The sequence below is a fragment of the Eikenella sp. NML99-0057 genome (assembly GCF_001648535.1).
Taxonomy (GTDB): Bacteria; Pseudomonadota; Gammaproteobacteria; order Burkholderiales; family Neisseriaceae; genus Eikenella; species Eikenella exigua.
Genome location: NZ_LXST01000006.1, coordinates 74,147 through 92,800, shown reverse-complemented (window position 1 = coordinate 92,800; position 18,654 = coordinate 74,147). Strand labels below are relative to the sequence as shown.

Below are 18,654 nucleotides of genomic sequence, written 5' to 3'. Positions count from 1 at the left end.
CTATAATGCCCACCAACCGCAGCTATAGCGGGCACACAAAGGGAAACATCATGGCCGCCGACCTTCGTCAGCTTCTGCTCAAACTCTATCTGCTCAACAACCCCAAACTCGAACACAAGGTTTACATCTACTCCTATCGCGGCGTAACCGATGTGGCCACCAACCCCTTCCAATATGTTAGTGGTGATGTGGCCGAAAACGTGAAGAAAAGCCTGATCCTGCAAAATCTGGCCAGCGGCGAAATGCTGCAGGCCTTCATCGTGCCCACGCCCGATAGCAAAGGCAAAACCCACAGCGCCTACGAAATTGAAAACACCGTGCTCTACGGCAACAAAGCCGGCGTTATTATCGAAATCGGGCTCGATAAAGACAAAATCGAAAAAACCGATAAATACCGCCAGTTCAGCCATTTGGCAGTGAGCATGTTGCGGCAGTTTATCGACTAACCCGCAATTCAAATCCTAATCAGGCTACCTGAAAACCGAAAAGGCAGCCTGAGAAGGGCAATCCCATAAACCATAGAAATCAAGGAAAATACCATGCAAACATGGAAAACCGCCCTCTGCCTCACCGCCCTGCTCACCGCAGCTGCCTGCGCCAAACCGCCCGCCCAAGCTGCGGGCGAAGCGCAGCTGCAATCAGTAACCAACGTGGAAAGCTACTGCAAACTCACGGCAGCCGTCTCCCACGATGCCGTCCTGGCACGGCTGGAAGGCGAAAAGCCTGCCGACACTGAAGCCCGCCTGCGCCAGAAGTATGCGCCCGCCGCCCAAAGTGACGAATCCCGCAGGCTGGTGCACGGTACCATCAGTATGGTCGTCAGCAAAGCCCAACGCGCCCGTGGTGTACCTGCCGATTCAAAAACTTCGCTCGATGCCGATACCAAAAACCGCATCGCCGAACGCATCGGCGCAGAAGAATACCGCTCCTGCATGAATGTGCTTGCCGCCAAACAATAAACGGCCAACCCAAAGGCGGCCTGAAGTCCCTTGCCCCGCCGTGCTATAATGCACGGTTTTTTCTATTTCCGATCCGATTACAAGGCAGCAGACAACCTCATGAAAAACATCCGCAACATCGCCATCATCGCCCACGTCGATCATGGCAAAACCACACTCGTAGACCAACTTCTGCGCCAATCCGGCACCTTCCGCGCCAACCAGCATGTGGACGAGCGTGTGATGGACAGCAACGACCTTGAAAAAGAACGCGGCATCACCATCCTCGCCAAAAACACCGCCATCGAATACGAAGGCTACCACATCAACATCGTCGATACCCCCGGACACGCCGACTTCGGCGGCGAAGTAGAACGCGTGCTCGGCATGGTGGATTGCGTGCTGCTGTTGGTGGACGCGCAAGAAGGCCCGATGCCGCAAACCCGCTTCGTCACCAAAAAAGCCCTCGCGCTGGGCTTGAAACCCATCGTGGTGATCAACAAAATCGATAAGCCCACCGCCCGCGCCAGCTGGGTGATCGACCAAACCTTTGATTTGTTCGACAACCTTGGCGCCAGCGAAGAGCAGCTCGATTTCCCTATCGTCTATGCTTCCGGCCTCTCCGGCTTCGCCAAGCTGAACGAAGAAGACGAGAGCAGCGATATGCGCCCGCTGTTCGACACCATCCTCAAATACACTCCCCCGCCTTCAGGTAGCGCCGCTGCGCCGCTGCAGCTGCAAATCTCCCAGCTCGACTACGACAACTACACCGGCCGACTCGGTATCGGCCGCATCCTCAACGGCAAAATCCGCCCCGGCCAAACCGTGGCCGTAATGAACCACGACAAACAAATCGCCCAAGGCCGCATCAACCAGCTGCTCGGTTTCAGCGGGCTGGAACGCGTGCCACTGCAGGAAGCCGAAGCAGGCGACATCGTGCTGATTTCCGGCATCGACGAAATCGGCATCGGCGTAACCATTTGCGACAAAGACAACCCCATCGGCGTGCCAATGCTGAGCGTGGACGAGCCTACCCTCACCATGGACTTCATGGTAAACACCAGCCCGCTGGCCGGCACTGAGGGCAAATTCGTTACCAGCCGCCAAATCCGCGACCGCCTGCAACGCGAACTGCTCACCAACGTGGCCCTGCGCGTGGAAGACACTGCCGATGCCGACGTATTCCGCGTGTCCGGCCGTGGCGAACTGCACCTCACCATCCTGCTGGAAAACATGCGTCGCGAAGGCTACGAGCTGGCTGTGGGCAAACCGCGCGTGGTATACCGCGACATCAACGGCCAAAAATGCGAGCCGTATGAAAATCTGACTGTGGACGTGCCCGACGAAAACCAAGGCGCGGTGATGGAAGAACTCGGCCGCCGCCGCGGCGAGCTCACCAATATGGAAAGCGACGGCCATGGCCGCACCCGCCTCGAATACCACATTCCCGCACGCGGCCTCATCGGCTTCCAAGGCGAATTCATGACCCTCACGCGCGGCGTCGGCCTGATGAGCCATGTGTTCGACGACTACGCCCCCGTGAAGCCCGATATACCCGGCCGCCACAACGGCGTGCTGGTTTCCCAAGAGCAAGGAGAAGCCGTGGCTTATGCCCTGTGGAACTTGGAAGAACGCGGCCGCATGTTCGTGTCGCCCAACGACAAAATCTACGAAGGCATGATTATCGGCATCCACAGCCGCGACAACGATTTGGTGGTGAATCCGCTCAAAGGCAAAAAGCTCACCAACGTGCGCGCCAGCGGCACCGACGAAGCCGTGCGCCTCACCACGCCGATTAAGCTCACGCTGGAAAGCGCAGTGGAATTTATCGACGACGATGAGCTGGTGGAAATCACCCCCAAATCCATCCGCCTGCGCAAACGCTACCTGAGCGAACTGGAACGTCGCCGCCACTTTAAAAAATTGGACTAAGGCTACCTGAAAAGCCTCAGGCCGCTTAAAATCCGGTAACAGGCTACCTGAAAACGAAGCTGAACATCTCCGCCATCTTTCAGGTAGCCTTTATTCCAACCCAACCTTTCAGCCATATCCACCAACATGAGCCTCCCCGCCTCCAACAGCAGCCTTTCCTACCGAGCCGATATCGACGGTCTACGCGCTGTGGCCGTGATTGCCGTTATCCTGTTTCATATTCATGCCAAGCTACTCCCCGGTGGCTTTCTCGGCGTGGATATATTCTTCGTTATCTCCGGCTATTTGATTACCTCCATCATCCACAAGGAGCTAACCGGGCAACGCTTTTCGCTGCTCAATTTCTACCAGCGCCGTGCCAAACGCATTTTGCCCGCCTTCTTGTTTGTGCTCGCCGCCTGCACGGCCGTGGGCGCATGGCTGCTGATGCCGGACGATTTTTTTAACTATTTGCGTTCGCTGCGCTCCTCGCTGTTTTTCGGTGCCAACCTGTTTTTTGCCAAAAGCGGAGGCTATTTTGATATTGCTTCCGCCGAAAAACCGCTGCTGCACATCTGGTCGCTTTCCTTGGAAGAGCAGTTCTATTTTGTTTTCCCTCTCTTGATGTGGCTGGTGCACAAATATCTGCCCAAATACACCGTGCACGCTGTTATCGCCATGATTGCCGCCAGCCTGCTCTCCGGCTTGGTGCCTTATGAGGCAGATGCCTACTACCTGCCGCAAGTGCGCGCATACGAATTACTAATCGGTTCGCTGGCTGCCGTGGTGCCGGCTCGCTGTAAAACCCCGGGCAAAAGCCTAAACCCAACTGCGTGGTTGGCCGCTATTGTTATGCTGGTTTGTTTGTGTTTGCCCGACGGCTTCCTGCCTGGCAAAGGCTATGTTGAGCGCTTGGCCGTATGCAGCGCTGCTGCCTGGCTGATTGCCGCCGGCAACGGCAGCCGTTTCAACCAACTGCTTGCTTGGAAGCCGATGGTGGCCGTCGGCCTGATTTCCTATCCGCTGTATCTGTGGCACTGGCCGGTGTTGGCGCTGCTGCGTTATGCATATATGGACAGCGTATTGCCGTTGGATGTGGTATTGGTGTCAATGGCCGGCGTGGTATTGGCTTCGTGGGTATCATACCGCTTGATTGAGAATCCGATTCGGCACAGCAAAAAACTGTCTGGCAAGGAGTTTGCCAGCGTGATGGCGGTTTATTTCGCGCTGGGGATTGGGGTGAATGCAGGGCGTTCAGCTTACGATAAGCAGCTTCGCCACACTCCGGAAAAACAAGAGTTGGGTTGGCATACTGGTATCTGTAATGACGGAGAAAATAATGATTGCGTTAAAGGCGACCGCAACAAACCGGTAACCGTCCTGGCTGTTGGCGATTCACATACCGCGCACTACAACACTTTCTATGAAGTAGTAGGCAGGCATGAAGGTTGGGCAGCATATGTCGTATCTGCTGGTAGCTGTGCTTTCCTATACAACACCACTACAGTACATAAAAACTTAGAACGGCCAGAATGGCGCGAGCGGTGTTTGGCCATGCGCCATCGAGTGGAACAGGATTTAGATAAATATCAAGTAGTAATTTTGTCTAACCGCTGGCAACAACGGTTAGAGCAGCCTGATTTTCCGAAAAATTTCGAGAAAACCCTACAATTTCTGCTTAACCGGCAGAAGACTGTTTATGTATTGAAAGACAATCCTAATGCCGGAGCAGGCATTCTCCGTAAAAGGTATTTGCAATCTATCGGCCTGTTCCAGCAGCTAACCGAACGGCAGCAATTTATCCGTCAAGACTCGGAAGCAGCCAACCAAACCATTTACGAGATTGTCCGCAAATATCCCCAAGTACACTGGATAGATTTTACTGATTTGGTTCCTTCAGACTTTACCGTTGATGGCCTGCCCATCTATGTTGATAGTGAGCATTTCAACCCATACGGCTCGGAACAAATGGGCAAACGCTTTATCGCTTCCGGCCGCCGCTTATTGCAGCCGATGCCTGATAAACCAGCTGATCAACAACCGGTAAACCATCAATAGCGCGATTCTGCTCTACCAAAAGGCTACTTGAAATCTGCCCATCGGTTTCAGGTAGCCTTTTCATATCAGCAGAAGAGTGCCGCAGAATCGGCTATAATGCCACCGTTTCCAATGCTTGATTTCAGGGAAGGCATCATGAGCGATTTTCGGCAGGATTTCCTGCGCTTTGCGCTGGAGCAGGATGTATTGCGCTTTGGCGAGGTTGTTACCAAGGCCGGGAGGCTGTCGCCCTATTTTTTCAACGCCGGGCTGTTTAACGATGGCGCCTCCACCCTTGCGCTGGCGCGGTTTTATGTGCGTTCGATTCTCGAGAGCGGGGTGGAGTTCGATATGCTGTTCGGCCCGGCTTATAAAGGCATCGTGCTGGCTTCGGCCACGGCGATGATGCTGGCCGAAGCGGGGCGCAATGTGCCTTTTGCCTACAACCGCAAGGAAGCCAAAGACCACGGCGAAGGCGGCACGCTGGTGGGTGCGCCGCTGGCCGGGCGGGTGTTGATTATTGACGATGTGATTTCCGCCGGCACTTCGGTGCGTGAATCGGTGCGCCTGATTGAGCAAGCGGGCGCCACGCCGGCCGGGGTGGCAATTGCGCTCGACCGCATGGAAAAAGGCACGGGCAGTCAGTCGGCGGTACAAGAAGTACGTCAACAATACGGGCTGCCGGTGGTGCCGATTGCCAGCCTGGCCGATTTGCTCGCACTCTTGCAAGACGATGCGCAGTTCCGGCAATACCTCGAGCCAGTGCAGGCCTACCGCGACCGCTACGGGGTGGCGGATTAAGAATAAAGGCTACCTGAAAGCGATGTCTTGGCGAAGCTAAAGCGCCAGCTTCAACGTAGTTAAAACGAGACTCTGGCGCAGCCAAATTAAAATTCCTGCGAAGCTAAAATTTTCAGGTAGCCTTCAACGTTCCAGCCGCCCGCAGCCGCATTATTCGGTACAATACCGCATCTTCATTTTCCAGCCGTTCCCACCATGAACACTTCCCCCCTTATTGCCCTGTGTGCCGGCGAAGCTTCGGGCGACTTGCTCGGCGCACACCTGATTGAGGCCATCCGCGCGCGCTGCCCGCAGGCACGGTTTACCGGCATCGGCGGCCCGCGTATGCAGCAGGCGGCTGGGCTGGAGAGCCTGTTCGACCAAGAAACGCTGGCGGTGCGCGGCTATGTGGAAGTGCTGAAAAATCTGCCGGCGATTTGGCGCATCCGCAAAGGCTTGATTGCCGAAATGAAACGGCTGCGGCCAGATGTGTTCCTGGGCATCGACGCGCCGGATTTCAACCTGGGCGTGGCTGCCGTGCTCAAAGCCGCGGGCATCCCCACGCTGCATTATGTGAGCCCTTCGGTGTGGGCGTGGCGGCGCGAGCGGGTGCATAAAATCGTGCAGCAGGCAGATGAAGTGCTGTGCCTGTTTCCGATGGAGCCGGAGCTATACCGGCAAGCCGGCGGGCGGGCGCGATTTGTGGGACACCCGTTGGCGCAAACCCTGCCTTTGGAAGCCGACCGCGCCGCCGCACGCCGCGAGTTGGGGCTACCTGAAAAACAGCCCGTATTCGCCCTGCTGCCTGGCAGCCGAGTGAGCGAAATCGACTATATGGCACCGCTGTTTCTGCAAGCCGCTCAGCTGGTGCGGCAACAAATTCCCGAGGCGCAGTTCCTGCTGCCCTACGCCACCGAAGCCACCCGCACGCGCCTGCAAAGTCTGCTCGCCGCCGAGCCGTATTGCCGCCTGCCCTTGCAACTGCTCCCGGGCGGCACGGCGCAAGCCTGCACGGCGGCGGATGTGGTGTTAGTCACCAGCGGCACGGCCACGCTGGAAGTGGCGCTGTGCAAGCGGCCGATGGTAATCAGCTACAAAATCTCGCCGCTCACCTATGCGCTGGTGAAGCACAAAATCAAAGTGCCCCATGTGGGGCTGCCCAACGTGCTGCTCGGCCACGCCGCCGTGCCAGAGCTGCTGCAGCACGATGCCGAGCCGGAAAAGCTGGCCGCCGCGCTGCTGGATTGGTATCGCTCGCCGGAGAAAACCGCCGCGCTGCAGCAGGACTTCACCGAGCTGCACCATTTATTACGCAAAGACACTGCCGCCGAAGCTGCAACGGCAGTGCTGGCCGCCGCAGGGGCAAACCCATGATTTGGCAGGCCGGCGTGGACGAGGCCGGGCGCGGGCCACTGGTCGGCAGCGTGTTTGCCGCCGCCGTGGTGCTGCCGGACGAATACGATTTGCCGGGGCTTACCGACTCGAAAAAACTGAGCGAACGCCGCCGCGACGAATTGGCGGTGTTGATTAAACAGCAGGCATTGGCCTGGTGCGTGGCCGCCGCCTCGGTGAAGGAAATCGACCGGCTCAACATCCTGCACGCCACCATGCTGGCGATGCGCCGCGCCGTGCACGGGCTGGAAAGGCTACCTGAAAAAGCGTGGATAGACGGCAACCGCGTGCCAACAGATTTGGGCTGCGAGGCCGAAGCTGTGGTGAAAGGCGACAGCAAAATCATCCAGATTTCCGCCGCCTCCGTGCTGGCCAAAACCGCGCGCGACGAGGAAATGTATGCCCTGGCCGAGCATTATCCGCAATACGGCTTCGAACGGCACAAAGGCTACGGCACCGCCGAACACCTCGCCGCCCTGCAGCGCCACGGCGCCCTGCCCGAACACCGCCGCAGCTTTGCTCCGGTGCGGGAAATTTTGGCGCAGGGGCGGCTGTTTGAATGAATCAGGTTTGCACCCGCAGAAACTCAGCTTTAGCTTCGTCAAACCATCACTTTAGCTTCGTTGAAGCTTGCGCTTTAGCTTCGCAGAAGCGCAGCCTTGGCTTCGCCAAGACATCGCTTTCAGGTAGCCTGCTGGGCAGAACAGCCAAATTGCGCAAACAAAATTAATCAAACAATGCAGGCCAATAGCCTTTATGTGGTGCACAAACTTGACAAGCTCCGCCAAGGCGCGTATAGTCAACTTTCCCTAACGCGGGGTGGAGCAGCATGGTAGCTCGTCGGGCTCATAACCCGAAGGTCGTAGGTTCAAATCCTGCCCCCGCAACCAAATTCAAACCTCCCGGCAAATCGCCGGGAGGTTTTTGCATTCCGGCAATTTTATGCCTTCACCTGCCTAGAAAGTAAAACGATGTGGCGAAATTTCGTTGAGCTCTGGCAATCTGTTGGAAAGTTACCAATTCTAACATTATAGACCCGTACTGTTTTGGCCGCTGAGTTTTATTTCTGCACGAAGTTTCGTGTAGAATAGTTATTCAACGTTAATAGCCAAACAGCTTCATTATTATGTATGCGGGGCAGCAAGCCGCAACGGATGCAGATGTTTAGCTGTATGGCGTAACGTTTCAGGTAGCCTCTTTCATTAAGGCTACCTGAAAACTTGCCTGTTAATCGACAAACATCTTATTTCTTTAACCGAATACATCATGATAACCCGCCATTTCTCCCGCCTCGCCTTGTTGCTGGCCGCCGCCTTCTCCACCCAAGCCTGGGCTTCCGGCTACCATTTCGGTACCCAGTCCGTGAGCAGCCAATCCACGGCCAATTCCTCCTCCGCCGAAGCCGCCGATCCTTCTACTTTATTCCACAACCCGGCCGGCCTCACCAAACTCGAAGGTACGCAGGTCAGCATCAACGTAAACCTTGTTGCTCCCAGCGTGAAATACAGCGATGCCGAAGCCTACTACCCCGGCACCAACCAACCCGTGCAAGGCGCCACTTCCGGCAACATCCGCCCGAAGAGCATAGTGGTTGCGCCACATTTTTATTTGTCGCACCGCCTAAACGATAACGTTGCCCTCGGCTTGGGCATGTACGTTCCCTTCGGCTCCGGCACCGAATACCAACATGATGCTGTTTTGCGCTACAACCTGAACGAGTTGAGCGTGAAAACCATCGCCATCCAGCCCACCGTTGCCTATAAAATCAACGACCAGCACTCCATCGCCCTCGGCCTCGTCGCACAACACACCACCGCCAAGCTGCGCCAATATGCCAACTTCGGCGCTTTCCCTCCGCTGCGCCGTAACGGCTTTGCCGACGGCTACGCCAGCGTGGAAGGCAGCGATTGGGGCTTCGGCTACAACCTAGCCTGGCTGTGGGACGTGAATGATTCCCTGCGCTTGGGCGCAAACTACCGCTCCAAAGTCAGCCACAACCTGCGCGGCGATGCCGAATGGAAACTGGTGGGCGCAGCCTTCCAAACCCCGATGGGCGGCGCACTTTCCAACGCCCTCCGCGCCAATGGTTACGCCGAATCCGAAGCAGCCAACGTACGCATCGTTACCCCCGAATCCTTCTCCCTGCACGGTATGTACAAACTCACATCGCGCTGGTCGCTCTATAGCGACGCCACTTGGACGCGCCACTCCCGCTTCAACCGTGCCGAGCTGAATTTCGGCAACACCAAAACCGTGGCCAACCCCCAAACCGGCGGCCTTGCCCGCAGCAACCAAACTATCCTCACCCCCCAATGGCGCAACACCTATAAGCTCTCCCTCGGCGCGTCTTACCAAATCACCGACCCCCTGCAACTGCGCTTCGGCATCGCCTACGACCAATCCCCCGTACGCGGCGCCAACACCCGCATGAGCACCCTGCCCGATGCCGACCGCCTCTGGCTCTCCTTCGGCGGCAAATACGACATCAATCAGCAGCACAGCCTCAACCTCGCCTACAGCTATGTGCACGTGAAAAACACCTCTGCCAACGTAAACGGCTGGTGCGGCGGCACAGCCTCCGGCCCCGGCTCGCAAGCCTGCGTGTCCAGCCGCACCCACGGTTCGGCCAAATTCAGAAGCCACTCCCATATATTAGGCTTGCAGTACACCTATAAATTCTGATTAGATTAGTGGCAACGGAAAAGGTTACCTGAAAATACCAAAAAGCAGCCTGCACTTTGCTGGGTAGCAAGTGCAGGCTGCTTTTGTGTTTTAGTTTGTGCTGAAGCCAATGCTTTCAGGTAGCCTCAAATGATGCTTGCCAATGATGCCGAGGCAGGCAAGAGGCTACCTGAAAAATGAGCTGGAACCTAAAACGGCTGTATGGTGATACCGCCTAAGTTTTGTCGAGCATAAATACCAGTTTGCGGACTTTCAGGTAGCCTTTCAGACGAGCTTGGAGGCTATCTGAAAGCTCACCCGCTTATCCGCACTGCTGCACGCCCACGGTTGCGGCCAGGGCTTGGAGGCAGCGTTCAGATTTTCCCACGTAGGGGTTGCTGCCATCCCAGGCGTAACCGGCGAGGATGGCGCTGATCATGAGGCTGATTTCGGGGTTGCGGTTGGGGGCGTAGATGGCGTCTTGGAAGCTGCCGTCATACCAGCCGTTCACATAGGTGCGGAAGGCGTTTACGCCCGTCATCAGCGGTTCGGCGAATTCGCGCTGCCAGTCTGCTTCTTGGCCTTTGAGCTGGCGGGCGAGCAGGTCGGCGGCGAGTTTGGCCGAGTGCATGGCGATGGTGACGCCGGAGGAGAAGACGGGGTCGAGGAATTCGGCGGCGTTGCCCAAGAGGGCGAAGTGGCGGCCGTACAGGGTTTTAACGTTGGCGGAATAGCCTTTGATGTGGCGGAAGGGGAAGTCGTTTTCCCATTGGGCGTTGCCCAAAATGCGCGCGAGCATGGGGATTTCGGCGGCGTAGCGGCGCAGGATGGCTTCAGAATCGCCCAGGCCGGCGAAGCGTTCGGGCAGGCCGACCACGCCGATGGAGCAGCGGTTGTCGCCGAAGGGGATGAGCCAGAGCCATACGTCGCGGTGCACCGAGTGGGTGGAGATGAGGATTTTGCTGCGGTCGAAATCAGGGTCGGCGATGTTGTCGTCGATGTGGGTGAAGTGGGCTTCGCGCATGGGCAGGTAGGACGGGGTGTCGAGGTCGAGCAGGCGGGGAAGGACGCGCCCGTAGCCGCTGGCGTCGAGTACGAAGCGGGCGGTGAGTTCGTAGGCTTCGCCGTTGTCGGTTTCCACGCTGAGGCGGGCGGTGTCGCCGCTGTTGTCGAAGGCGGTAACGGCGTGGCCGAAGCGCACATCCGCGCCTTGTTTGGCGGCTTCGTCGATTAGGATTTTATCGAAGATTCCGCGGCGAACTTGGTAGGTGGTGCCGGGGCCGGGGCTGAATTTGTCGGTGAAATCGAAATAGGTGTAGCGGCTGCCCCAAGTGAAGGCGGCACCGTTTTTAAACTGGAAGCTGGGCTCGGCCTCTACGGCGGGCAGGAAGCCGGCTTCTTCGATGAATTCCATGCAGTGCGGCAACAGGCTTTCGCCGATTACGAAGCGGGGGAAATGCTGCTTTTCGAGCACGCACACGGAAAAGCCGTGTTTGAGCAGCAGGGCGGCGGCGACTGCGCCGGAGGGGCCGGCGCCGATGATGGCGATATCGCAGGATTGGGACATGTTTGGTCTCCTTAAGGATGGGGGTGTGGGTTTCAGGTAGCCTTTCAGACGGCCTCCCGCCCTGCGCCTTCCTTCTTCAGCAGCCAGGCCGAGAGCAATACGTTCAGTCCCACGCCGAGCGATACGGTGATGCCGAAGGCGGCGACGGCGGGGGTGGTGCTGATGGCGAGCAGCAGGAAGGAGATGGCAGTGGTGAGGGCGGCGAGGAGGATGCCGCCGAGTTTGACGGCGGGGGTTTCGCGGGCGGTGAGGGCGTAGACGGCGTAGTCCGCGCCCACGGCGGCTACCAAGAGCAGGCCGAACATGGCGAACAGGCTGATGGGCAGGCCGAGCCAGCCGAGCAGGCCGACGGTGGCGGCGGCGGAAATCATGGGCACGGCGAGGATGAGGCTGCCGCGCCGTGCGCCGAAGATGCGCCTCAGCACGAGCCAGGCCAAGGCGAAAGAGGCGAGTTTGAGCCAGGCGGTGTGGTTGCGGGTGTGGCGGAAGAGTTCGTTCAGATGGGCGCGTTTGTCCACCAGCCGGGCGCAGGTGCCGGCTTGGTTGCAGGGCAGTGCGGCCAGCGCAGTTTGCACGGCGGCGGCATCGTTCAGGCCTTGCACGCGCACGAGGGCGGCTTCTTGGCCTTGGATATTGCCCAGATAGAGGGTGCGCCAGGCTTCGGCGGTCTGCCCGCTTAAGGCTTGATTAAGAGGGACGACGGGTTGCGCGGCGGCTTGCTGCAGGGCGGTTTGGATGGTGTCGGGCTTCAGGCCGAGCTGGAGCATGGGGTTGGCGGCGGAGGCGGGCTGTTCGGCCAGGCGGCGCAGTTGGGCGAGCAGGGCTTGCTGCTCTTCGGCGGGCAGCAGCCATTGGTTAAGCGACTGCACGCCGCCGAGCTCGCCTTTGCCGACCAAGGGTTGCAGGGCGGCTTCCACTTGTGCGCTGCGGCGCAAGAGTTCGTCTGCGTTGTCGGCCTGCACGAGAATGCTGCGGCCGCCAGTGTCGTTGCCGCTGATGTCGGCCACTTGGCGCATTTCGGCGATGAGCCGGGGCGACAGGGCCGCCCAGTCGCGGATGTCGTCGCGCCAATCGGTTTTCAGGTAGCCTGCGGCGGCCAGCGGCAGGATGGGCAGGAGCAGCCAGTGCAGGCGGGCGGCGGCGAGCTTGTGCATAGCGGCGGCGAACCAAGCGGCGCGGGGGCGGTAGCCATGAAACAGCGGCGGTAGCAGGAGCACGGTGGCGGCAAACGCGCCACCGAGCGCGGCCACGGAAAACACGGCGGTTTGGCGCAGCACGGGCAGCGGCGTGAAGGCGAGCAGCAGGTAGCCGGTGGCGGTGATGCCCAGCCCGGCGAGGAAGGCGGGCAGGACGCGGCGCATAGCTTCTTTGGCCGCCCAGTTGGGCGAAAACACGGAGGGTGTGAGCCAGTGCAGCGGGAAGTCCACCAGCATCCCCACCAGGCTGGTGCCGATCACGACGGTGAGGATGTGGATGTGGCCGAACGCGCCCACCACGGCGGCCGCGCCGAGCAGCATGCCCGCGCCCAGCGGCAATATCAGCGCAAACACGCGCGGGCTGCGGAATACGGCCAATAGCAGGGCGAAGGTGAGCGACAGGCCGATGGTAGACATCAGGCCGCTTTCGCGTTCGGATTGGGTTTTGGCTTCGGCGGCAAACAATGCGCCGCCGGCGGCCAGCAGGCGGTAGCCGCCGCGCTCGGCTTGGGCGCGGGAATCGGCCAAGAGTGGCAGCAGGCGTTCGGCCTGATCGGCGGTGGCTTTTTCAGGTAGCCTGGCGCGCAGCCACACCCAAGTGATGCCGTCTTGTTCGCTATACATCATGCCGTTGCCGCTGTGCCATTGCAGGCGGCTGGAAGGCTGTTTTTGCTGCACGAAGCGGGCGAAGCCGAGCCAGTCGTCTTCCAGCGGCACGATTTGCGCGGCAAACGGATTGGCCGCGTCTTCGGCGCGCTGTTGGAAATAGGCGGCGGGGTCGTGCAAGAGCAGCTGTTGCTGTTCGCGCGGCAGGGCGTTCATGCCGAGGCTGCGGATTTCCTGCCGCAGTTGTGCCAAATCGGGGTTTAGGCGGCTGTCCACCGCGGCGAACAGGCCGCTTTTCTGCCAGCGGTCGGCCACTTGTTCGGCGGCGGCGAAGGCGCGGTCGGCATTTTCGCTGCCCACCAAGAGCAGGATTTGGCCGTTGAGCTGTTTTTCGCCCGCTTCGTCTGCCGCGCGCCACACTGCGTCCACCTGCGCGTCGGCGGGCAACAGTGCGGTGAGGTCGGTTTGCAGACGGCCTCCCTGCGCCAAGCCCCAGCCCAGCCACGCGGCGGCGAAGGCCAGCAGCAGGGCATACAGCCACGCGAGCCTAGTCATGCAGCGCCACCCTGCCCGAAGCGCAAGGCGTGTCGCCCTGCCTGATGGCGAAATGGATTTTATTTTTCGCCGCGTCGTGCCGCAGCGTGAGCTGCACGGTGTCGTGCGGGCGCACAAAGTGTTGGTATTTCAGGTTTTCGATGTGTTGCACTGGTTTTCTGCCCCAGTCGAAGCGTGCCGCCAAATCCATCGCCCACTGCATTTCGATTACGCCGGGCACCAGCGGGAAATCGGCGAAATGGCCGCCGAAATAAGTCAAATCCAGCGGCACCGTGCCTTCAAACGCATATTCGCGCGTTTCTTCGTTTGCGTGCAGCAAAGCCCACTGCGGCGCGGTTTGTGGCTGAGTAAAGGCTACCTGAAAATCCTGCTCGCGGATTTTCGCCTGCGGGTTGCGCGGCAAGGCGGCGGCAAAACGCCAATAGCGCGGCAGCGCGGCGGTGTCTTGCGTTTTGGCCAGATGCTGTTTCAGGGTTTGCACCACGGCGGCGCGCCCCTGCTCGTGCAGCGCGGCAATGCCCTCGGCGGAAAGTGCCGCCCAGGCGGCAATCCGGCCGTGCTGCGGATGGCGGGCGCAATGCGCGTCGGCCACCCAGGCGTGGGCGAGCAAATCGTGCTCCAGCTGCGCCAGCGACACGCGCTTGTCTTCCAGCTTGATGATGCGGTCTTGGCGGCCGAGCAGCTCCAGCCGGCGGCCGTCCAGCCGCACCGCATCGGCGGTTTGCCGCACCCCGCCGCTCCACGGTGAGGCTACCTGAAAAATGTTTTCTTCGTTCACCGAAGCCTCCACTTCGGGCAGCAGTTCCCAAGCGCCGCCCTGCCGCAGCGCGATGACGCCGGTTTCCGTGCTGCCGTACACATCGTGCGGCGCAAAGCCCAGCTTCTCTTGCAGCAGCGCGGCGGTGGCCGCCGGCAGCATTCCGCCCGCGCTGATGATGCCGCGCACATGCTGCCGCAGCCGCGCCCAATCTCGCCCTTCGCCCAAACGGTTCAACAGCGCGGGGCTGGCAATCCACACGCACTCGCGGCGCGAATCGGCCAGCAGCAATTCGGGATACACGCACTGCCGCCGCCCGATTGCCCAGCCCGCCGCCAGCGACACGAACACGCGGAAAGTCAGCCCGTATAAATGCTGCGGGCTCACGCTGCCCACGGCAGCCAAGCCGTGCCAGCTTTCAGGTAGCCTGTCGGCCAGCGCCGCCGCTTCGGCCAGCATCTGTGCGCGGGTTTTGGTTTCCACCTTCGCTTCGCCCGAAGAGCCGGAAGTTTTCAGATACAGCACGTTTTCACGCGGCCATTCCAACGCTTCCGCCGGTGTGGCCGCCTGCTCCGCCGCCCCGTCGTACAGCCAGAGGCCGTCTGAAACTTCCGGCACGTCGCTCAACCACACCGCCCCGCCCGCTTCCGCCCAACGGCGGTTTTCCTCCGCCAGATTCGGCGGCAGATACACCTCCGCGCCCGCCAGCCACGCGGCCAGCAGCGCGGAAGCAAGCCGCGCCGCATCGTCGAACCACAGCGCGGCGGCCTGCACCTTGTGTGCACGCAAACGCGCGGCCAGCGAGAGCGTGGCGGCGGAAAACTGCGAGGCTGTCCAGCCTTCGGCCAACAGGGAATCGGGGGAACGGTTTAAAAGCGGGAGTATGGACATGGTTTCGGGTTGGATGTTGGATAAGGGATTGGCGGTGTTTCAGGCAGCTTTAGGGGCTATCTGAAAAGTGTCGTATAGGCAGCCGCTGTTAGGCTTGGAACGGTGGGCCGAAGTCCCTGCGGGCCGAAAAATAAAACGAAGTGGCACATGGGCGGCGGAAGCTGCAAGTCACTTGTGCAGGCTACGCTTGGCAAAAGGCTACCTGAAATTTCAGGTAGCCTTTTGGCTGTAACTGGCTTAATGCTGGCCGTAGATACTGTAATCGTAGCCAGTACAGAAGGCGGTGCCGTGCTTGGTTTCGGCGGATGAATACAGGCAGTTGCCTTTACCGTGGCGGGCTTCGCAGGCACGAATGGATTTTTCTGCCGCCCTGTTGTGATCTCGGTCATAACCGAAGAAGAAATCGCCCGCAGAGCTGCGTCGGATGCCGGAAGGGAAAGTCATGACAGCGCAAGTGTTACTAAAAGTGGTCAGTACTTGGCATTTATCGGTTTGGCAATGCTTCATAGCCTCGTCAATAGCACGCTGCCTATTGTAATGTCCACCTGTCCACCAGATACTATCTACACCGAAATCATTGATGATGGTCATATAAAACGGCGTGCGGCGCAGTTCCGCGATTTCGGCTTGCACCTCCGCCTCGCGCTGCTCCCAGGCGCGTATTTCGGCGGCGGTGGGGCCGCGTGGAGTAGCTTGCTGATTATTCTGCTGCTGTTGGTAATACATACCGATTTCGTTTTGCTGCCGCTGGAATTCTTGTTGCTGAATTTGCGCTGGTGTGAGTTGTGCCCAAGCCAAGCCCGCACTGCCCAATAGCAGCACCGCCAATACGCCCGCTGCCGTGTTCATCATGGTTTGCTTCATCTTGCCGCTCCTGTTTGGAAAGGGGAATAAGGGTATTGCCGATGATCGGATTGTAACAAAAAACAAGATATTGTAAACATCTATCCCGCTGCTTGAAGGCTACCTGAAAACGCAGCTCCCGCGTAGTTAAAAGTGATTTCTGGCTTGGCTTATTCGCCCAAGGCTTGTTGGGCGGCGGGGTTGAGGGGCCGGTTGGTTTGCAGCTGGTTAAACTGCATCACGATGCGGTCGCCCTGTTTTTCATCCAGCTCCACTTTCTGCACCAGCTGGCCGCCGTTGATAACGATTTTGTTGAACACCTGGCGCATCACGGCGGTTTTCGGGGTGAGGGTGAGCTGCCATTGCCGGGCGTTGCCGGAAAGGGCGAGGTTGAAATGGCGTTGCAGCTCGGCCGTGTCGCCGCCGAGCACGGCCATGAAGAGTTTCACTTGTGCGGCCTGCGCGGTTTGGCTGCCGTTGGCGCGCCACTGCCCTTGCGCATCTTGGCGGCTGATGCCGTCGCGCCGCACGCGCAGTTTCATTTCAAACGGTTTTTGCAGATGCCAAAACAGGCCGCGGCCGGGGCGCAGGGCGAAGCGGCCGCCGGTTTGCACGGGTTTGTCCATCGAGCGCAAAAAACGCTGCTGGATAAACCCGCCCTGCACGCTCTGCGGGGCTTGCAGCTGCGTGGTGAGCTCGGCGGTGCTGAAGGCAAGCGCAGGGAGGACGGCAAGGGAAAGGAAGAGGCTGAGGAGGAGTTTTTTCATGGTGCCGGGGTTATGCGGGGAGTGGGAAGGGAAGCATAGTATAGTGGATTTGCGGGGAAGGCGTGCAGTGTGAGGAGGGCGCGGGGTTTCAGGTAGCCTCAATCCTTGGCCAAGGGCACGAATCCTGCAAACTGTCGCACGGCCTGTTGCCAGCTTGCGGGGGTTTGGAACTGCATTTCGCTGTTGTCGATGCGCTGGGCAACTTGGGTGGTGTGGGCTTGGGTGAGTTTGATGCCGCTTTCTGCGTCGCGCAGGATGTAGTCGATGCGCAGGCAGCTTTCGTATTCGGTGACGGCCATCTCCACGCGGATTTTCTGGCCGAAGCGGGCGGGGCGGATGTATTTGAGGTCGAGCTTCACCACTGGCCAGGTGTGGCCGTGTTTGAGCATGACGGTGTAGTTGTAGCCGATGGCATCGAGCAGGGCGCAACGGGCGATTTCGAGGTATTTGACATAGTGGCCGTGCCAGACGATCTGCATCACGTCTACGTCGAAAAAGGGGACTTCGATCTCGGTGTGGTGGCGGCAGTAGATGTGTTTAGCCATGTGGGGTGTTGCTCCAGAAGTCGTAGAAGTTGAACCATTGCAGGGGGGCGCGCGCGGCGTGGGCGGCCAAGACGTCGGCGTACTGTTGCGCCATGTTTTCGATCACTTGTTTGCGGGTGGCGGCTGTCCAGCCAGGGGCGGGCCGGAAGCGTTTGAGGCAGAGGTGGTAGCGGCCGTGTTCTTTTAACGCGAAGACGGTGTTGGTGGATGCGTGTAGCAGGCCGGCGAGCAGCCAGGGGCCTTGCGGCAGGCGGGCGGTGTGGCCGAGGAAGTTTACCGGCACGGTTTTGTTGCCGCGCACGGGGGTGCGGTCGGCGGCGATGGCGAGCCACTCTCCGGCATCGAGTTTTTGCGAGAGTTGGAGCATTTTGGCGGCGTCGAGCTCGGCTACCTGAATCAGCTGCAAATCGCTGGCACCGGCGGCTTTGAGGGCGCGGTTGAAATCTTCGGCGTGGGCGTTGTGCACGAGCACATTGAGTTTGAAGCCTTGGTGGTGGGAGACGAGGGCGCGGCACACTTCGATGTTGCCCAGATGCGAGCAGATGAGGATTTGGCCGCGTACGTTGTGGTTGTCTATATCGGCATACAGGTTGTCGGGGTCTTCCACCACGAGGTCGGGCACGGTAATTTTATGCTGCCACACGGCAAAGCGGTCAGCCACGGCTTGGCCGAAGGCGGCGAATTGGCGGTATACGGGGAAACACGCGGGCAGCGGTGCGGCGGGGAAACTAGTTTTCAGGTAGCCTTGATATTGGCGCACGCTGCGGCGTTGGGCGGCGGAAGTGAGGTAGAAATAGGCGGCAACGAGGGCGGCGATATCGTGCACCGGCCACAGGGGCAGGTAGCGCACCAGCCATTCGGTAATCTTGAGGAAGAGGCGGTGGCCGCGTTCGCGCTGTGCCGACCAATGCGCCTGTTCGGTTTGTGCGGCTTGAGGCCGTCTGAAAAGGCGGCCGAGGCGGCGGGCAACCATGCCGCAAAACAGGCGGGCATGCATTTTGCTGATGAGCAGGTTGTCGCGGCGCAGGTTGAAGTGCGATACGCCACCCGCTTCGTAGCGCACGGGCGTGTCCAGCCACACGAAGGGCGCGCCCGACCAATGCAGGCGAATGAGGATTTCGTTGTCGAAATCCATGCGCTCGCCGATGATGCCGCCGCCGTATTGGATGGGCAAAACGGCCTCCAGCGGATAAACGCGGAAGCCGCAC

General features: G+C 59.5%; 15 protein-coding genes and 1 tRNA gene. 9 read left to right on the top strand and 7 right to left on the bottom strand.

Annotation, left to right across the window (positions count from 1 at the left end; genetic code table 11):
* Positions 1–50 precede the first annotated feature (50 nt).
* From A7Q03_RS07645 to A7Q03_RS07605, 9 genes are all read left to right on the top strand, one after another.
* Entirely contained in the window at positions 51–446 is a 396-nt protein-coding gene (locus tag A7Q03_RS07645; protein ID WP_067440095.1) for a hypothetical protein, read from the top strand.
* 93 nt (positions 447–539) lie between these two features.
* A complete protein-coding gene (locus A7Q03_RS07640) occupies positions 540–959 on the top strand; it encodes a hypothetical protein (protein WP_067448735.1) in 420 nt (139 codons plus the stop codon).
* A gap of 99 nt (positions 960–1,058) precedes the next feature.
* The gene (gene typA, locus A7Q03_RS07635; RefSeq protein WP_067448953.1) at positions 1,059–2,870 is read left to right on the top strand and encodes a translational GTPase TypA; all 1,812 of its coding nucleotides are present in this window, start codon (positions 1,059–1,061) and stop codon (positions 2,868–2,870) included.
* A 126-nt stretch (positions 2,871–2,996) separates the two neighbouring features.
* Positions 2,997–4,907 (top strand): acyltransferase family protein, encoded by a 1,911-nt coding sequence (locus tag A7Q03_RS07630; protein ID WP_067448733.1) that lies wholly within the window; start codon positions 2,997–2,999, stop codon positions 4,905–4,907.
* A gap of 135 nt (positions 4,908–5,042) precedes the next feature.
* Positions 5,043–5,687: an orotate phosphoribosyltransferase gene (pyrE, locus tag A7Q03_RS07625; RefSeq protein WP_067448731.1), complete on the top strand. Its 645-nt coding sequence runs from the start codon at positions 5,043–5,045 to the stop codon at positions 5,685–5,687.
* A 195-nt stretch (positions 5,688–5,882) separates the two neighbouring features.
* A complete protein-coding gene (gene lpxB, locus A7Q03_RS07620) occupies positions 5,883–7,040 on the top strand; it encodes a lipid-A-disaccharide synthase (RefSeq protein WP_067448730.1) in 1,158 nt (385 codons plus the stop codon).
* Entirely contained in the window at positions 7,037–7,621 is a 585-nt protein-coding gene (gene rnhB, locus A7Q03_RS07615) for a ribonuclease HII (RefSeq protein ID WP_067448727.1), read from the top strand. The genes lpxB and rnhB overlap by 4 nt, the downstream gene beginning before the upstream one ends.
* Before the next feature lie 250 nt (positions 7,622–7,871).
* Positions 7,872–7,948, top strand: a tRNA-Met gene (locus A7Q03_RS07610).
* Positions 7,949–8,324: 376 nt separating this feature from the next.
* The gene (locus A7Q03_RS07605; RefSeq protein ID WP_067448725.1) at positions 8,325–9,740 is read left to right on the top strand and encodes an OmpP1/FadL family transporter; all 1,416 of its coding nucleotides are present in this window, start codon (positions 8,325–8,327) and stop codon (positions 9,738–9,740) included.
* A gap of 301 nt (positions 9,741–10,041) precedes the next feature.
* Here A7Q03_RS07605 and A7Q03_RS07600 read toward each other — a convergent pair whose 3' ends face one another.
* The 7 genes from A7Q03_RS07600 to A7Q03_RS07570 all read right to left on the bottom strand — a co-directional run bounded on the left by A7Q03_RS07600 (position 10,042) and on the right by A7Q03_RS07570 (position 18,581).
* Positions 10,042–11,286, bottom strand: coding sequence for an NAD(P)/FAD-dependent oxidoreductase (locus A7Q03_RS07600; protein WP_067448723.1), 1,245 nt, complete (start codon positions 11,284–11,286; stop codon positions 10,042–10,044).
* 44 nt (positions 11,287–11,330) lie between these two features.
* Entirely contained in the window at positions 11,331–13,643 is a 2,313-nt protein-coding gene (locus A7Q03_RS07595; protein ID WP_067448721.1) for an MMPL family transporter, read from the bottom strand.
* Positions 13,636–15,291, bottom strand: a complete 1,656-nt coding sequence (locus A7Q03_RS07590) for an AMP-binding protein (RefSeq protein WP_067448719.1) — start codon at positions 15,289–15,291, stop codon at positions 13,636–13,638. Before A7Q03_RS07590 ends, A7Q03_RS07595 begins: the two co-directional genes overlap by 8 nt.
* Before the next feature lie 237 nt (positions 15,292–15,528).
* The gene (locus A7Q03_RS07585) at positions 15,529–16,155 is read right to left on the bottom strand and encodes a DUF4189 domain-containing protein (RefSeq protein WP_067448717.1); all 627 of its coding nucleotides are present in this window, start codon (positions 16,153–16,155) and stop codon (positions 15,529–15,531) included.
* A gap of 149 nt (positions 16,156–16,304) precedes the next feature.
* Positions 16,305–16,901, bottom strand: coding sequence for an outer membrane lipoprotein carrier protein LolA (locus tag A7Q03_RS07580; protein ID WP_067448715.1), 597 nt, complete (start codon positions 16,899–16,901; stop codon positions 16,305–16,307).
* 98 nt (positions 16,902–16,999) lie between these two features.
* The gene (locus A7Q03_RS07575) at positions 17,000–17,446 is read right to left on the bottom strand and encodes a thioesterase family protein (RefSeq protein ID WP_067448713.1); all 447 of its coding nucleotides are present in this window, start codon (positions 17,444–17,446) and stop codon (positions 17,000–17,002) included.
* Positions 17,439–18,581 carry a glycosyl transferase family 2 gene (locus A7Q03_RS07570; protein WP_067448951.1) on the bottom strand — a complete coding sequence of 381 codons (1,143 nt, stop codon included), beginning with the start codon at positions 18,579–18,581 and terminating at the stop codon, positions 17,439–17,441. Before A7Q03_RS07570 ends, A7Q03_RS07575 begins: the two co-directional genes overlap by 8 nt.
* Between the last annotated feature and the right edge of the window lie 73 nt (positions 18,582–18,654).